Origin of the sequence: Serratia proteamaculans (assembly GCF_946227095.1) — a bacterium.
GTDB lineage: Bacteria > Pseudomonadota > Gammaproteobacteria > Enterobacterales > Enterobacteriaceae > Serratia > Serratia proteamaculans_E.
Map to the genome: position 1 here is coordinate 19,964 of NZ_CAMISV010000015.1, position 15,024 is coordinate 34,987.

The following is a 15,024-nucleotide window of genomic DNA, read 5'->3' on the forward strand; positions in this document are numbered from 1 at the left end:
ATGAGCAATCCAATCCCCTGGTGGCAAAACGGTGTCATCTACCAAATCTACCCGAAGAGTTTTCAGGACAGCACCGGTAACGGCTACGGCGATTTGGCCGGTGTGACGGAGCGGCTGGACTATCTGCAGGAGCTGGGTATCGATGCCATCTGGCTGACGCCGGTGTATGTCTCCCCGCAGGTAGACAACGGTTATGACGTGGCGGACTACTGCGCCATCGACCCGGCCTACGGCACCATGGAGGATTTCGATCGTCTGATTGCCGCCGCCCACCAGCGCAGCATCCGCATCGTGATGGACATGGTGTTCAACCACACCTCGACCGAGCACCCATGGTTCCAAGCCTCGCAGGATCCTGACAGCCCATTCCGTCAGTTTTATGTCTGGCGCGACGGCGAAGGCGACGCCCTGCCGAACAACTGGCGCTCCAAGTTTGGCGGTAATGCCTGGCAGTGGCACGCCGACAGCGGCCAGTATTATCTGCATCTGTTCGCCACCGAACAGGCGGATCTCAACTGGGAGCACCCACCGGTGCGCGAAGAACTGAAGAAAGTGTGTCAGTTCTGGGCCGACAAAGGCGTCGACGGCCTGCGTCTCGACGTGATCAACCTGGTCTCCAAGCAGCAGGATTTCCCGTCCGATAGTCAGGGTGATGGCCGCCGTTTCTACACCGACGGGCCACGTATTCATGAGTTTTTGCAGGAAATGAGCCGCGATGTGTTCCAGCCGCGTGGCCTGATGACCGTAGGGGAAATGTCTTCCACCACCCTGGAGCATTGCCGACAATACGCGGCACAGAGCGGTGAAGAGCTGTCGATGACCTTCAACTTCCACCACCTGAAGGTGGACTATGCCGGTGGCGAAAAATGGACCCTGGCGGCACCGGATTACGTCGAACTCAAGCAGATTTTCCGCCACTGGCAGCAGGGCATGCACAATCAGGCCTGGAACGCGCTGTTTTGGTGTAACCACGATCAGCCGCGCATCGTTTCACGCTTCGGCGATGAAGGCGAACTGCGGGTACCGGCCGCCAAAATGCTGGCGATGGTGCTGCATGGCATGCAGGGCACGCCTTATATCTATCAGGGTGAAGAGATCGGCATGACCAACCCGGGCTTTGGCCGCATCGGGCAGTATCGCGATGTGGAAAGCCTGAACATGTACGCCGAACTCAGCGCACAGGGTAAAAGTGACGCCGAGCTGCTGGCGATCCTGGCCAGCAAATCACGCGATAACGGCCGTACGCCGATGCAGTGGAGCGCCGCACCGAACGCCGGTTTCACCCAGGGTACGCCGTGGATTGGCTGTGCGGAAAACTACCCGCAGATCAACGCCGAAGCGGCGCTGGCCGATCTGGATTCGGTGTTTTACGCCTATCGCCAGTTAATCACCCTGCGCAAGCAGTATCCGCTGCTGACCCACGGCGACTATCACGATCTGGCCCCTTCGCACCCGGCGTTGTGGTGCTATCAACGGAGCTGGAATGGCCAACGCCTGCTGGTGGTGGCCAACCTCAGCCGCGAGCCGCTGGCCTGGCAGGCAGAAGGCGTGGAACCGTCCGATTTGTGGCGTCCGCTGATGAGCAACTACGCCGACGCTCCTGCCCAGCCGCAGGCTACCACCCTGCGACCGTTCGAAGCGGTATGGTGGTTGCTGGAAGACTGATGCTGTCGGGGCGTGGCTTGCCTCGCCCTACAGTTTTTTCAGCAGTTCCACCACGCCGGCAGCCTCTTGCGCCAGGCGTTCATCGCTCATATCAAACACCCCCTGCACCAGATGCGGCGGCAGGTAATCCATGCCGGTCAGGTTGGCCATCGCATGGAACGGGCGCAGCAGATCTGTCACCGGATAGCGGTTATAGCCTTCTGGCGTATAGGCCTGTTGATTGCCGCCGGTAGTGACAACCAGTTGCAAAGGTTTCCCCTGCAGTTGGGTGCCTTCGCTGCCGTAAGCGAAACCGTGGGTTAATACCGCGTCCTGCCATTCGCTGAGGATCGCCGGTGAACTGTACCAGTAGAACGGGAACAACATCACCACCACCTCATGGCCCTGTAGCAACTCCTGCTCACGCGCCACGTCAATTTGATAGTCCGGGTAAGCGCGCATCAGTTCGTGAACTGTCACATTCGGCAGAGAACGTAGCGCGTCGATCAGGGCTTTGTTGATCCGTGAGTCATCGGGAAAACGGTGGGCGGTTAACACTAAAATGCGCGACATAGGAGATCCTTGATTAAAATTTGATATCGCATTTTTCCATTTCCTGCGCGTCGGGTGTAGGCTGTGGGTTGTCACTTCAATTTCAACTGAAAGTATCAACCATTATGTCACTGCCCTTTGACGTGCATCGCCTGCTGCCAGCATTCCTCGCCGCCGCCCAGGCACAGAACTTTTCCGCTGCCGCACGCCAACTGGGCGTCACGCCAGCGGCCATCAGCAAAAATATCCGCGTGCTGGAAGAAAAGCTGGCGCTGCGGCTGTTCCAACGCAACACCCACAACGTGGTGCTGACCGACGAAGGCAAGGCGCTGTTGCAGCAAGTGGCCCCCTTGTGGCAGGCACTGTCCGCCACGCTGGAAACCGCCGGCAGCGCACAGCAGGCGCCGTCCGGCACGGTACGCGTCAGCATGATCCCGGGCTTCGGCCGCCAGATGCTGATGCCGTTGATCCCGCAGTTCCTCGAGCGTTACCCGCAGATCGACCTCGATCTTTCATTGGATGCGCGAGTGGTCAACCTGGTGGGGGAAGGCTTTGATGTGGGGATCGGCAGCCGGGTCGATCCCGACAGCCGGTTGGTGGCGCGGCCGCTGTATCCGATGCAGATGGTGCTGGCAGCCTCGCCCGGCTATCTGGCGCAACACGGTATGCCGCAAGATCCGCAGGATCTGTTGCGGCATAACTGTCTGCTGCACCGTAATCCGGCCACCGGCCGCAGCGTAAAATGGCCGTTGCAACAACATGGCGAAGCCAAAACGCTGGAGCTGCATGGCCGCCTGGTCGCCAGCCGACCAGAGATGCTGCTGGATGCGGCGTTAGCCGGGCTGGGGATCGTCTGTCTGGCGCGCTGGTATGCGGAACCTCATTTTGCACAAGGCACGCTACAGACCGTGCTGGCGGACTGCTGGCCGCAGCCAACCCAGCTGTGGTTGTACTATGCCTCCGCCGATTTGCCGCCACGGGTACGCGTCTGGGTTGAGTTCCTGCTCGAGCATTTTCGTCACCGCCCGGCCTGAGTTTTCAGGCCAAAAATAATCGGTTGTACAGCTAACGCCCGCTCTTTCCATTTCCTTGTCCTATGTCAAAAGAATTCCGCCAATATCTATATATAGTGCGTTAAGAAACACCAGTACCTATATGTAGTAGTTATCAACAAAACTATCCACACGTCGCCTCAGCCCTTGTGCGCTGCGGCATTGCCCTGTGGATAAGCCGAAATCATACCGATACCCAACAGCTTTTAGCCTGCCGGGCATCAGCGCTCCCTCGGGGAACAAGGAGTAACAACGTGAAACCAGTAGTGATTAAACGGGACGGTTGTCAGGTACCTTTTGACGAGGCACGTATTGGGCAAGCTATCGAGCGCGCCGCGCTGGCCGCCGGTATTGTCGATGCCGACTACTGCGCAACCGTCGCCCGCGTAGTCGCTCAGCGGATGTCACAGCAACAGCGCGTTGATATCCATGAAATCCAGCAGGCGGTAGAAAATCAGCTGATGGCCGGCGAATACAAACAGCTGGCGCGCGCCTATATTGAATATCGCCACGATCGCGACGTCGCACGTGAGCTGCGCGGCCGGCTGAACCAGGAGATCCGCGGCCTGGTGGAGCAAAGCAACATGGCGCTGCTGAACGAGAACGCCAATAAGGACAGCAAGGTGATCCCCACCCAGCGCGATCTGCTGGCCGGGATCGTTGCCAAACATTATGCCAAGCAACACATCCTGCCACGTGACGTAGTGCTAGCCCACGAGCGTGGCGAGATCCACTACCACGATCTCGATTACTCGCCTTTCTTCCCCATGTTCAACTGCATGCTGATCGATCTGAAAGGCATGCTGACCAACGGCTTCAAGATGGGTAACGCCGAGATCGAACCCCCGAAGTCGATCTCCACCGCCACCGCGGTCACCGCGCAGATCATCGCGCAGGTCGCCAGCCATATTTATGGCGGCACCACCATTAACCGCATCGATGAGATCCTGGCGCCGTTCGTCAGCGAAAGCTTCCAAAAGCATCAGCAGGTCGCCGAACAGTGGCAAATCCCGGACGCGCAGAGCTATGCCATGGCGCGCACCGAAAAAGAGTGTTACGACGCCTTCCAGTCGCTGGAATATGAGGTCAACACCCTGCACACCGCCAACGGCCAGACGCCGTTCGTCACCTTTGGTTTCGGCCTGGGTACCTGTTGGGAATCCCGCTTGATCCAACGTTCGATCCTGAAAAATCGCATCGCCGGGCTGGGCAAGAACCGCAAGACGGCAGTCTTCCCTAAACTGGTGTTCGCCATCCGTGACGGTCTCAATCACCAGTACGGTGACCCTAACTACGACATCAAACAGTTAGCACTGGAATGCGCCAGCAAGCGCATGTATCCGGACATCCTCAATTACGATCAGGTGGTGAAAGTCACCGGTTCGTTCAAAACCCCAATGGGCTGCCGCAGCTTCCTCGGGACCTATGAAGAGGATGGCGAACTGGTGCACGACGGCCGCAACAATATCGGCGTGATCAGCCTGAACCTGCCGCGTATCGCGCTGGAGGCGATGGGCGATGAAAGCCGCTTCTGGCGTCTGCTGGACCAACGTTTGCTGCTGGCGAAGAAGGCGCTGATGACGCGTATCGCCCGGCTGGAAGGCATCAAGGCCCGGGTTGCACCGATCCTGTATATGGAAGGCGCCTGCGGTGTGCGCTTGAAGGCGGACGACAATATCGCCGAGATCTTCAAGAATGGCCGTGCGTCGATCTCTCTGGGCTATATCGGCCTGCATGAGACCATCAACGCACTGTTCGGCAACCAGCAACACGTTTACGACGATGAAACGCTGCGCGCCAAGGCCGTTGCCATTGTCGCCCACCTGCGGGCCGCCACCGAGAGCTGGAAAGATGAGACCGGTTACGGCTTCAGCCTGTACAGCACGCCGAGCGAGAACCTGTGCGACCGCTTCTGTCGACTCGATACCGCCGATTTCGGCGTGGTGTCGGGCGTCACTGACAAAGGCTATTACACCAACAGTTTCCACCTCGACGTAGAGAAAAAGGTCAATCCTTACGACAAGCTGGATTTTGAAGCGCCCTATCCCCCGTTGGCCAACGGCGGTTTCATCTGTTACGGCGAATACCCGAACCTGCAGCACAACCTGAAAGCGTTGGAAGACGTGTGGGATTACAGCTACAGCCGCGTGCCTTATTACGGCACCAATACGCCGATCGATGAGTGTTACGAGTGCGGCTTTACCGGCGAATTTTCCTGTACCAGCAAGGGCTTCACCTGCCCGAAATGCGGCAACCACGAACCGTCCAAGGTGTCGGTGACCCGCCGGGTGTGTGGTTACCTCGGCAGTCCGGACGCCAGACCGTTCAACGCCGGTAAGCAGGAAGAAGTGAAACGCCGGGTGAAACACCTGGGGAACGGACAGATCGGCTAACGCCGGGCGGCTATAAATCAGGGCTCAGCATGCTGAGCCCCTACTTTCAGAAAGCGAAATATGAATTACCACCAGTACTATCCCATCGACGTGGTCAACGGCCCCGGCACCCGCTGCACGCTGTTTGTTGCCGGTTGCGTGCACCAGTGCCCCGGTTGCTACAACAAAAGCACCTGGCGGCTCAATTCCGGCCAGCCGTTTAGCCAGACGATGGAAGACCAGTTGATTGCCGATCTGAACGACACGCGTATTCCGCGTCAGGGCCTGTCGCTGTCCGGTGGAGATCCGTTGCATCCGGCCAATGTCTCGGCGGTGCTGCAACTGGTGAAACGGGTGCTTGCCGAATGCCCCGGCAAGGATATCTGGCTGTGGACCGGCTACCGGTTGGCAGAGCTGGATGCCCAGCAGATGCAAATCGCGGATCGGATTAACGTGCTGATTGACGGTAAATTCGTGCCGGATTTAAAAGACCCGGCGCTGATCTGGCGCGGCAGCGCTAATCAGGTAGTGCATAAGCTGCGTTGATCATCCCCTCACCCCGGCCCTCTCCCCCAGGAGAGGGAGATGGCCACGTCCACCTATACCAACCCCATTCCCACTACGCCCGTGACGATCCCGCATAGTGCCACCAGCGCGGCGGTCAGGCACAGGGCCTTGGCGGAAAAGGCTTTGTTCAGCATCAGCAGCGAAGGCAGGCTGACCGCCGGCAGGGTCATCAACAGCGCCAACGCCGGGCCAGTGCCCATTCCCGCCAACATCATGGTCTGCACAATCGGGATTTCCGCCGCCGTGGGGATCACGAACAGGCAACCGGCGATCGCCAGCCCAATAATCCACAGCAAACTGTTGTCTATCGCGCCGTCAGCATGCGGGAACAACCAGACACGCGCCGCCCCCAGCGCCAGCACCGCCAGAATGTAGATCGGGATAGTGGACCAAAACAGCGACCACAATGCCTTAAGCCAACGGCCAAGAAAGGGCTGAGCCTCGGTTTTCTCCAGTGGTATCACCGGCATTTGCAGTGCCGCAGGCTGCGGATCCTTGGCGGTGGCACGTTGCACCAGCCAGGCAATGCCCAACACCATTATCACCCCGGCCACCAGCCGGATAGCGGCAAACTGCCAACCCAGCACAAAACCCATAAAAATCAGCGTCGCCGGGTTCAGTACCGGGTTACTCAGCCAGAACGCCATCGCCGCCCCGCTGGACACCGACTGACGGCGCAGCCCGGCAGCAACCGGTGCGGCACAGCAGGTACACATCATGCCCGGCAGCGCGATCACCGCGCCCAACAGGGTGCCGGAGAAGCGCGGGTGGCCCAACGTACGCATCAGCCAATCACGCGGGATGAGCACCTGCACCAGCGAGCCCAACACCACGCCGAGCACCGCCGCCTTCCACACCGCCGTGAAATAAACCAGCGCATAGTGCCAGGCCGCCAGCCACGGGCTGCTGTCGCCGTTAGCCAGTATCGATTTGCCAATCGAGTGGGTATCCGCCGCCAGAAATGCCTTGCCGTAATAAGGCTGCCATTTGACGTAGTAGAGGCCTACGGCCACCACCAGCAGAAACAGGATCGGTTTCCACAGCGGCCAGGGGCGGCTGCGGTGTTCAGTTGCGGTCAGGGGATGTGGCATCGGGTTGGCTCGGTTCAGTGAACAATGACGTCAGCTTAGCGCGCCACGGCCACGGGCGCATCATCAGCCTGTCCAAAATAGTTCATCTGTTCGCCACTGACGCGTAACGAGATTGTCATCTGGGCCCGGCAAGATAACGCCAGCTTGAAAGTCATAGGGTAAGCACCAGCACGGTAAGAAAGGCTGACAACCCCTGGATTTTAATGAGTATTCGGCACGCCGAGGTTTTTATTATGATGGACTTATCTAGACATCCGACCAGTTTCCCTACCCGTTACCAGCAGATCGCCGCACAGCTTGAGCAAGAGCTGCGTACTCAATACCGCTGTGGCGACTACCTGCCTTCCGAGCAACAGCTGGCAGAGCGCTATCAGGTCAATCGCCATACCCTGCGCCGCGCGGTCGACCAATTGGTGGATCGCGGCTGGCTGCAACGTCGGCACGGCATCGGTATTTTGGTGCTGATGCGCCCGTATGACTACCCGCTGCATGCCAATACCCGGTTCAGCCAGAACCTGTTCGAGCAGGGCAGTCACCCCACCAGTGAGCGCTTACTAGCAGTATTGCGCCCGTGCAATGGGCATGTAGCCAGCGCACTGTCGCGTGAAGAAGGCGAAACGGTGATCCACCTGCGCACCCTGCGCCGGGTCAACGGCGTGCCAATGAGCCTGATCGACCATTATCTGCCCGATTTGGACTGGTGGCCGGCGCTGCAGCAGTTCCACAGCGGCTCATTGCACGAATTTATCGAACTCAACATCCACCAGCCGCTGACCCGCAAGCAGACGCGCATCAGCGCACGCCGCGCACAGGCTAAAGAGAGTCAGTTGTTGGAAATAGCCACCCACGCGCCGCTGCTGTGCGTGCGCACCCTGAACGTCTGCACCGGCAGTGACAGCGTGGCGGAATACTCCGTCAGCCTGGCGCGCGCCGACATGATTGAACTGACCATGGAGCACTGAATGCAAGCCTTACAGCCAAGACAACGTTGGATGTCGGTATTGGCGCACAGCCAACCGGCCCAGTTGCGCAGCCACTGGCAGGCGCTGAACCTCAGCCCGCGCTACCAAACCATTCGCGCGCCGGAGATTGGCCTGGCGCAGTTACAAGGCCGCATGGGGGCCACCGGCCGTCGCTTTGTGTTGGGCGACATGACCGTCACCCGTGCGGTGGTGCAACTGGAAAACGGCGGCTACGGCTACAGCTATATCGCCGGACGTGACAAGGCGCATGCCGAACTCTGCGCACTGGTGGATGCCCTGCTGCAACTGCCGGAGCAGGCCGAATTACTGCAACAACAGCTGATTGAGCCGCTGGCCGCACTGCAGCACGAGCAACGCCAACTCCGCGCCCGGGCCGTCGCCTCCAGCCGGGTCGACTTCTTTACGCTGGTGCGAGGAGATTAACCGATGAGCCTACTGACAGGTTTTGCACAACCGATTGAACAATCGCAACAGGCTTTCCGCTTGATCCTTAAGGCGTTGAGCGAACCAGGACATATTGTCACCCTGCCTGAAAGTCCGGCCTGGGGCTCGCTGAACGCCGCCAGTACCGCTGCGTTATTGACGCTGGCCGATCAGGAAACCCCGATCCAACTCTGTCTGGCGCTGGAGAGTGAGCAAGTGCTAACAAATATTCGCTTCCACAGCGGTGCGCCGCTGGCCAATAACCCCGAAGAAGTGTGTTTTGCCCTGTTCGATACACAATTGCAGGCTGCTGATTTACAGGCGTTGCCGCACGGCAGTGAGATTTCCCCCGAGTTCAGCACCACGGTAGTGGTACAGCTCGACAGCCTGGAACAGGGCACTGCACTGCGCCTGACCGGCCCCGGCATTGAACAGCAACGGGTGATCTCGCCCTCGTTGCCGCCAGTGCTGCTGGACTACCTGATTAACCGCCCGCAGCGCTTCCCGCTGGGGCTGGATTTCCTGCTGACCTGCGGTGAGCGCCTGCTGGCGTTGCCGCGGACCACCCATGTGGAGGTGTGCTGATGTACGTTGCCGTTAAAGGGGGCGAAAAAGCCATTGAGGCCGCCCATCAGTTACAGGAACAGCTGCGGCGCGGTGACGACAGCGTACCGGCGCTCGGCACCCAACAGATTGAACAACAACTGGGCCTGGCGGTGGATCGGGTGATGACCGAAGGCGGCATCTACGATCCTGAGCTGGCGGCGTTGGCCATCAAGCAGGCGAGTGGCGATTTGGTCGAGGCTATTTTCCTGCTGCGCGCCTATCGCACTACCCTGCCACGGCTGGCGGTCAGCGAGCCATTGGCGACCGAAAATATGCGGCTGGAACGCCGTATCTCGGCGGTTTACAAGGACTTGCCCGGCGGCCAGGTACTGGGGCCGACCTACGATTACACCCACCGCCTGCTGGATTTTGCCCTGCTGGCCGAAGGCGAAGCGCCGCGTGCGCCGCAGGCCGACGAACCGCTGCCGGAGAACTGCGCCCACGTGTTCGACTTACTCAGTCAGCAGCAACTGGCACTGGCGGAGCAGGACGACGGCACCGCGCCGGATGATATCACCCGCAATCCGCCGGTTTACCCCTGTTCACGCTCGGCGCGTCTGCAACAGCTGGTGCGCGGTGACGAAGGTTTTCTGCTGGCGCTGAGCTACTCCACCCAACGCGGTTACGGCCGCACCCACCCGTTCGCCGGTGAGATCCGTACCGGTTATGTTTCGGCGGAGATCGTGCCTGAAGAGCTGGGTTTCGCGGTAGGTATCGGCGAGATCCTGCTGACCGAGTGTGAAATGGTCAACGGCTTTATCGACCCGGCCGACCAGCCGCCGCATTTCACCCGTGGCTATGGCCTGGTGTTTGGCCGCGCCGAACGCAAGGCAATGGCGATGGCGCTGGTCGACCGCGCACTGCAAAGCCCCGACTACGACGAAGGCATCGCCAGCCCGGCGCAGGACGAAGAGTTCGTGCTGGCCCATGCCGACAACGTCGAAGCCGCCGGCTTTGTTTCCCACCTCAAATTGCCCCACTACGTCGATTTTCAGGCCGAGCTGGAATTGCTCAAACGCCTGCGACAGGAGTTCAGCGAGCGTCAGGAGGCCCGCGATGAGTGAAGTATTAACCGGTTATAACCTGGGTTATCTGGACGAACAGACCAAACGCATGATCCGCCGCGCCATTCTGAAGGCGGTGGCGATCCCCGGTTATCAGGTGCCGTTCGGCGGCCGTGAGATGCCAATGCCTTACGGCTGGGGCACCGGCGGCATTCAGTTGACCGCCAGCGTGATTGGCCGCGCCGACGTGTTGAAGGTGATCGACCAGGGTGCCGATGACACCACCAACGCGGTCTCCATCCGTCGCTTCTTCCAACGCGTCGCCGGGGTGGCAACTACCGAACGCACGCCAGAAGCCACGCTGATCCAGACCCGACACCGCATCCCGGAAACTGCGCTGCGCGAAGATCAGATCCTGATTTATCAGGTGCCGATCCCAGAGCCGCTGCGCTTTATCGAACCGCGTGAAACCGAGACCCGCAAAATGCACGCACTGGAAGAGTACGGCGTAATGCAGGTGAAACTTTACGAGGACATCGCACGCTACGGCCATATCGCCACCACCTATGCCTACCCGGTGAAGGTCAATGACCGCTACGTGATGGACCCGTCGCCGATCCCGAAATTCGATAACCCGAAAATGCACATGATGCCGGCACTGCAGCTGTTTGGTGCCGGGCGCGAGAAGCGTATCTACGCCCTGCCACCGTTCACCAAGGTGGAAAGCCTGGACTTCGACGATCATCCTTTCACCGTGCAGCAATGGGACGAACCCTGCGCCCTGTGCGGCTCACGCCACAGCTACCTGGATGAGGTGGTGCTCGACGATCAGGGCAGCCGCATGTTCGTTTGTTCCGACACCGATTACTGCCAGCAGCAGCTGGCGCAACCTTCGCAAGAGGCGCAGCACTGATGACTTCTACCCCTCTGAGCACCACGCCACTGCTGTCGGTGAATAACCTCACCCATCTGTACGCGCCGGGCAAAGGCTTTAGCGATGTGTCTTTCGATATCTACCCCGGCGAAGTGCTGGGCATCGTTGGCGAGTCCGGCTCCGGCAAGACCACGCTGCTGAAATCTATCTCCGCACGGCTGGCACCGCAGCACGGACAAATCCTTTATCGTCCGCAGGCCGGGCAACAGCATGACCTGTACGCGATGGCGGAAAGCGATCGCCGCCGCCTGTTGCGCACCGACTGGGGTGTGGTGCATCAGCATCCGCTCGACGGGCTGCGGCCCAAGGTTTCTGCCGGTGGCAACATTGGCGAACGGCTGATGGCTATCGGCCAGCGTCACTACGGCGACATCCGCCGTCAGGCCGGACAGTGGCTGGAGGACGTCGAGATCCCGGTGTCACGCCTTGACGATCTGCCGACCACCTTCTCCGGCGGTATGCAGCAACGGTTGCAAATTGCCCGCAATCTGGTGACTCACCCCAAGCTGGTGTTTATGGACGAACCCACCGGCGGGCTGGACGTTTCAGTACAGGCGCGACTGCTCGATCTGCTGCGCACGCTGGTGGTAGAGATGCAGTTGGCGGCGGTGATCGTCACCCACGATCTCGGCGTGGCGCGCCTGCTGGCACACCGGCTGCTGGTGATGAAACAGGGAGAAGTGGTGGAAAGCGGCCTGACTGACCGGGTGCTGGACGATCCGCACCATCCTTATACCCAACTGCTGGTTTCTTCGGTGCTGTCGTAACGCAAGGTAATGATAAATGACTATTCAAATCCGGGTTGAACACCTCAGCAAAACCTTTGTGCTCCACCAGCAACACGGCACGCAACTGCCGGTACTGCACGACGCCAACATGACGGTCAGCAGCGGCGAATGCGTGGTACTGCACGGCCATTCCGGCAGCGGTAAATCCACGCTGCTACGCTCACTGTACGCCAACTATCTGCCCGACAGCGGCCATATCTGGGTCAATCACCAGGGGGAATGGCTGGACATGGTGCAGGCCGAAGCGCGCCAGATCCTGGCGGTACGCCGTCACACCCTCGGCTGGGTCAGCCAGTTTCTGCGGGTGATCCCACGTATCAGCGCGCTGGATGTAGTAATGCAGCCGTTGCTGGAACAGGGCGTCAACCGCGCCGAATGCCGTGAACGCGCCGAGACGCTGCTCAACCAGCTCAACGTCCCGCAACGCCTGTGGCAGCTGGCGCCGTCTACCTTTTCCGGCGGTGAACAACAGCGGGTGAACATCGCTCGCGGCTTTATTGTCGACTACCCAATCCTGTTGCTGGACGAACCGACCGCCTCACTCGACAGCCGTAACAGCGCGGCAGTGGTCGGGCTGATCGAGCAGGCTAAACAACGTGGTGCAGCCATCGTCGGCATTTTTCATGATGAAGGCGTCCGTCAGCAGGTCGCCGACCGGTTATATGACATGCAGGCGCCACAGGCGCTGGAGATCCTCTGATGATCATCAATAACGTGAAACTGGTGCTGGAAGATCAGATCGTCGAAGGATCGCTGGAGATCAACGACGGTGTGATCCGCAGCTTTGCCGATACGCCAAGCCAGTTGCCGCAGGCGTTGAACGGTGAAGGTGGCTGGCTGTTGCCCGGGCTGATTGAGCTGCATACCGACAATCTGGACAAGTTTTTCACCCCGCGGCCAAACGTCGACTGGCCGGCGCATTCGGCCATGAGCAGCCATGATGCGCTGATGGTAGCCAACGGTATCACCACCGTGCTGGACGCGGTGGCGATCGGTGACGTCCGCGACGGCGGCCACCGACTGGAAAACCTGCAAAAAATGATCGACGCGGTGATCCACAGCCAGCGTGCCGGGGTCAACCGCGCCGAGCACCGGCTGCACCTGCGCTGCGAGCTGCCGAACGAGAGCACCCTGTCGCTGTTCGAGCAGTTGATGGACAAGCCAGGCGTGTCGCTGGTGTCGCTGATGGACCATTCGCCGGGCCAGCGCCAGTTCGCCTCGCGTGAAAAATACCGGGAGTATTATCAGGGCAAATACCATCTTAATGACCAGCAGATGAGCGAGTATGAAGAGCGTCAGGTCGAGCTTTCCGCCCGCTGGGCCACGCCGAACCGCGAGGCGATCGCCGCCCATTGTCGGGCGCGTAAAATTTCGCTCGCCAGCCACGACGACGCCACCGCCGACCACGTCAGCGAGTCCTGTGCGCTGGGCAGCGTGATTGCCGAATTCCCCACCACCGAAGATGCCGCGCTCGCTTCGCACCAGCAGGGATTACAAGTGCTGATGGGCGCGCCGAACATCGTGCGCGGTGGTTCGCATTCCGGCAACGTGGCAGCCCATCACCTGGCGGCGTTGGGCGTGTTGGATATCCTGTCCTCCGACTATTATCCGGCCAGCCTGCTGGATGCAGCGTTTCGCATTGCGGCCGATGAACGCAACGGCTACAGCTTGCCGCAGGCGGTGCAGATGATCACCCGCAACCCGGCCAAGGCGCTGGATCTGCAGGATCGCGGTACTATCGCCGAAGGTTTGCGGGCGGATCTGGTGTTGGCACGACCACACGGCGAGCACATTTACGTGCAGAACGTGTGGCGTCAGGGCAAGCAGGTGTTCTGATGGCGCAGCTTATCTATCTGATGGGCCCTTCCGGCTCGGGCAAAGACAGCCTGTTGGCCGCACTGCGCGCCGATGCCGAAAGTGCGCCGCTGGTGGCGCACCGCTATATCACCCGGCCGGCAGACGCCGGCTGCGAGAACCATATTGCGCTCAGCGAAGCGGAGTTCCTGCGCCGCCGTGCCAAAGGGTTATTTGCCCTCGACTGGCAGGCGCACCAGCACCATTACGCCTTTGGGATCGAAGTGGATCTCTGGCTGTTGCAGGGGATCGACGTGGTGGTCAATGGCTCGCGTGCCCATCTGTCGCAGGCGCAGCAGCGCTATGGCGCACAGCTGCTGCCGGTATGCCTGCAGGTCAGCAGCGATGTTCTGCGCCAGCGCCTGCAAAATCGCGGGCGTGAAAATGCCGATCAAATCGAACAACGGCTGGCGCGGGCGGCGGAGTATCAGCAAAAACTTCCCGCCCTTTGCAGCCGGTTGGATAACGACGGCAACCTTGATGATACCCTGGCAGCGCTACTGGCGCTGCTGCCCGCTTCCGCCAAACAACCACAGGATGCCATGCCATGAACGATTTGGCGCAGCCGAAAATCGGCGACAACGTGACGCTTAACCGCAGCCGTCTCGGCCAGTATGTCCATCTGGCCGACGATGCGATCCTCGAAGAAGTGGAAATGGGCGACTACTCCTACACCGCCGGACATAACCAGATTTTTTACGCCACCATCGGTAAATTCGTGTCGATTGCCTCTTACGCGCGCATCAATCCCGGCAACCACCCCACCTACCAACGCATCGCCCAGCACCATTTCACCTATCGCGCGTCGGAGTACGATCTGGGGGAAGATGACGAGGCGTTTTTCGACTGGCGGCGTGAGCACCACGTGACCATCGGCCACGACGTGTGGATCGGCCATAACGCCATCGTGATGCCCGGTGTCAGCATTGGCAACGGCGCAGTGATTGGCAGTGCGGCGGTAGTGACCAAAGATGTGGCCCCCTATGAAATTGTCGCCGGGGTGGCAGCTAAAAAGATCGGGATGCGTTTTGATGACGCACTGATTGAACGTATTGAACGCAGCCAGTGGTGGCACTGGGACCATCAGACGCTGCAACAACGGCTGGCGGATTTCCGTGATATCCATGCCTTCGCGGAGAAGTATTTATAATCGG

The 15,024-nt window shown here is 59.9% G+C and carries 16 protein-coding genes; 14 read left to right on the forward strand and 2 right to left on the reverse strand.

The window, feature by feature from the left end; genetic code table 11:
* The gene (gene treC / locus OC597_RS22765) at positions 1–1,665 is read left to right on the forward strand and encodes an alpha,alpha-phosphotrehalase (RefSeq protein ID WP_262210594.1); all 1,665 of its coding nucleotides are present in this window, start codon (positions 1–3) and stop codon (positions 1,663–1,665) included.
* A 27-nt stretch (positions 1,666–1,692) separates the two neighbouring features.
* Here treC and OC597_RS22770 read toward each other — a convergent pair whose 3' ends face one another.
* Entirely contained in the window at positions 1,693–2,217 is a 525-nt protein-coding gene (locus OC597_RS22770) for an NAD(P)H-dependent oxidoreductase (RefSeq protein WP_261285478.1), read from the reverse strand.
* 104 nt (positions 2,218–2,321) lie between these two features.
* Here OC597_RS22770 and OC597_RS22775 point away from each other — a divergent pair, with 104 nt between their 5' ends.
* From OC597_RS22775 to nrdG, 3 genes are all read left to right on the forward strand, one after another.
* On the forward strand, positions 2,322–3,230 hold the full coding sequence (locus OC597_RS22775) for a LysR family transcriptional regulator (RefSeq protein ID WP_262210663.1): 909 nt from the start codon (positions 2,322–2,324) through the stop codon (positions 3,228–3,230).
* Positions 3,231–3,502: 272 nt separating this feature from the next.
* Positions 3,503–5,641 carry an anaerobic ribonucleoside-triphosphate reductase gene (nrdD, locus tag OC597_RS22780; protein ID WP_262210596.1) on the forward strand — a complete coding sequence of 713 codons (2,139 nt, stop codon included), beginning with the start codon at positions 3,503–3,505 and terminating at the stop codon, positions 5,639–5,641.
* A gap of 60 nt (positions 5,642–5,701) precedes the next feature.
* Positions 5,702–6,166, forward strand: coding sequence for an anaerobic ribonucleoside-triphosphate reductase-activating protein (gene nrdG, locus OC597_RS22785; protein ID WP_262210598.1), 465 nt, complete (start codon positions 5,702–5,704; stop codon positions 6,164–6,166).
* 53 nt (positions 6,167–6,219) lie between these two features.
* Here nrdG and OC597_RS22790 read toward each other — a convergent pair whose 3' ends face one another.
* Entirely contained in the window at positions 6,220–7,278 is a 1,059-nt protein-coding gene (locus tag OC597_RS22790; protein WP_261285472.1) for a permease, read from the reverse strand.
* A gap of 236 nt (positions 7,279–7,514) precedes the next feature.
* Between OC597_RS22790 and phnF the strand changes: the two genes are divergently transcribed.
* The 10 genes from phnF to OC597_RS22840 are packed head-to-tail and all read left to right on the forward strand — an operon-like array spanning position 7,515 to position 15,020.
* Positions 7,515–8,240 carry a phosphonate metabolism transcriptional regulator PhnF gene (gene phnF / locus OC597_RS22795; RefSeq protein WP_261285652.1) on the forward strand — a complete coding sequence of 242 codons (726 nt, stop codon included), beginning with the start codon at positions 7,515–7,517 and terminating at the stop codon, positions 8,238–8,240.
* Positions 8,241–8,684, forward strand: a complete 444-nt coding sequence (phnG, locus tag OC597_RS22800; RefSeq protein WP_262210600.1) for a phosphonate C-P lyase system protein PhnG — start codon at positions 8,241–8,243, stop codon at positions 8,682–8,684.
* Positions 8,685–8,687: 3 nt separating this feature from the next.
* Positions 8,688–9,269, forward strand: coding sequence for a phosphonate C-P lyase system protein PhnH (gene phnH, locus OC597_RS22805; RefSeq protein ID WP_262210602.1), 582 nt, complete (start codon positions 8,688–8,690; stop codon positions 9,267–9,269).
* Positions 9,269–10,354: a carbon-phosphorus lyase complex subunit gene (locus OC597_RS22810; protein WP_262210603.1), complete on the forward strand. Its 1,086-nt coding sequence runs from the start codon at positions 9,269–9,271 to the stop codon at positions 10,352–10,354. The genes phnH and OC597_RS22810 overlap by 1 nt, the downstream gene beginning before the upstream one ends.
* Positions 10,347–11,207, forward strand: a complete 861-nt coding sequence (locus OC597_RS22815; protein WP_017891399.1) for an alpha-D-ribose 1-methylphosphonate 5-phosphate C-P-lyase PhnJ — start codon at positions 10,347–10,349, stop codon at positions 11,205–11,207. The genes OC597_RS22810 and OC597_RS22815 overlap by 8 nt, the downstream gene beginning before the upstream one ends.
* Positions 11,207–11,995 carry a phosphonate C-P lyase system protein PhnK gene (gene phnK, locus OC597_RS22820; protein WP_261256941.1) on the forward strand — a complete coding sequence of 263 codons (789 nt, stop codon included), beginning with the start codon at positions 11,207–11,209 and terminating at the stop codon, positions 11,993–11,995. Before OC597_RS22815 ends, phnK begins: the two co-directional genes overlap by 1 nt.
* Before the next feature lie 16 nt (positions 11,996–12,011).
* On the forward strand, positions 12,012–12,716 hold the full coding sequence (phnL, locus tag OC597_RS22825; protein ID WP_037426035.1) for a phosphonate C-P lyase system protein PhnL: 705 nt from the start codon (positions 12,012–12,014) through the stop codon (positions 12,714–12,716).
* Entirely contained in the window at positions 12,716–13,852 is a 1,137-nt protein-coding gene (gene phnM / locus OC597_RS22830; RefSeq protein ID WP_262210607.1) for an alpha-D-ribose 1-methylphosphonate 5-triphosphate diphosphatase, read from the forward strand. The genes phnL and phnM overlap by 1 nt, the downstream gene beginning before the upstream one ends.
* Entirely contained in the window at positions 13,852–14,421 is a 570-nt protein-coding gene (phnN, locus tag OC597_RS22835; protein WP_261424967.1) for a ribose 1,5-bisphosphokinase, read from the forward strand. Before phnM ends, phnN begins: the two co-directional genes overlap by 1 nt.
* A complete protein-coding gene (locus OC597_RS22840) occupies positions 14,418–15,020 on the forward strand; it encodes a DapH/DapD/GlmU-related protein (protein ID WP_012004971.1) in 603 nt (200 codons plus the stop codon). Before phnN ends, OC597_RS22840 begins: the two co-directional genes overlap by 4 nt.
* Positions 15,021–15,024: the final 4 nt, after the last annotated feature.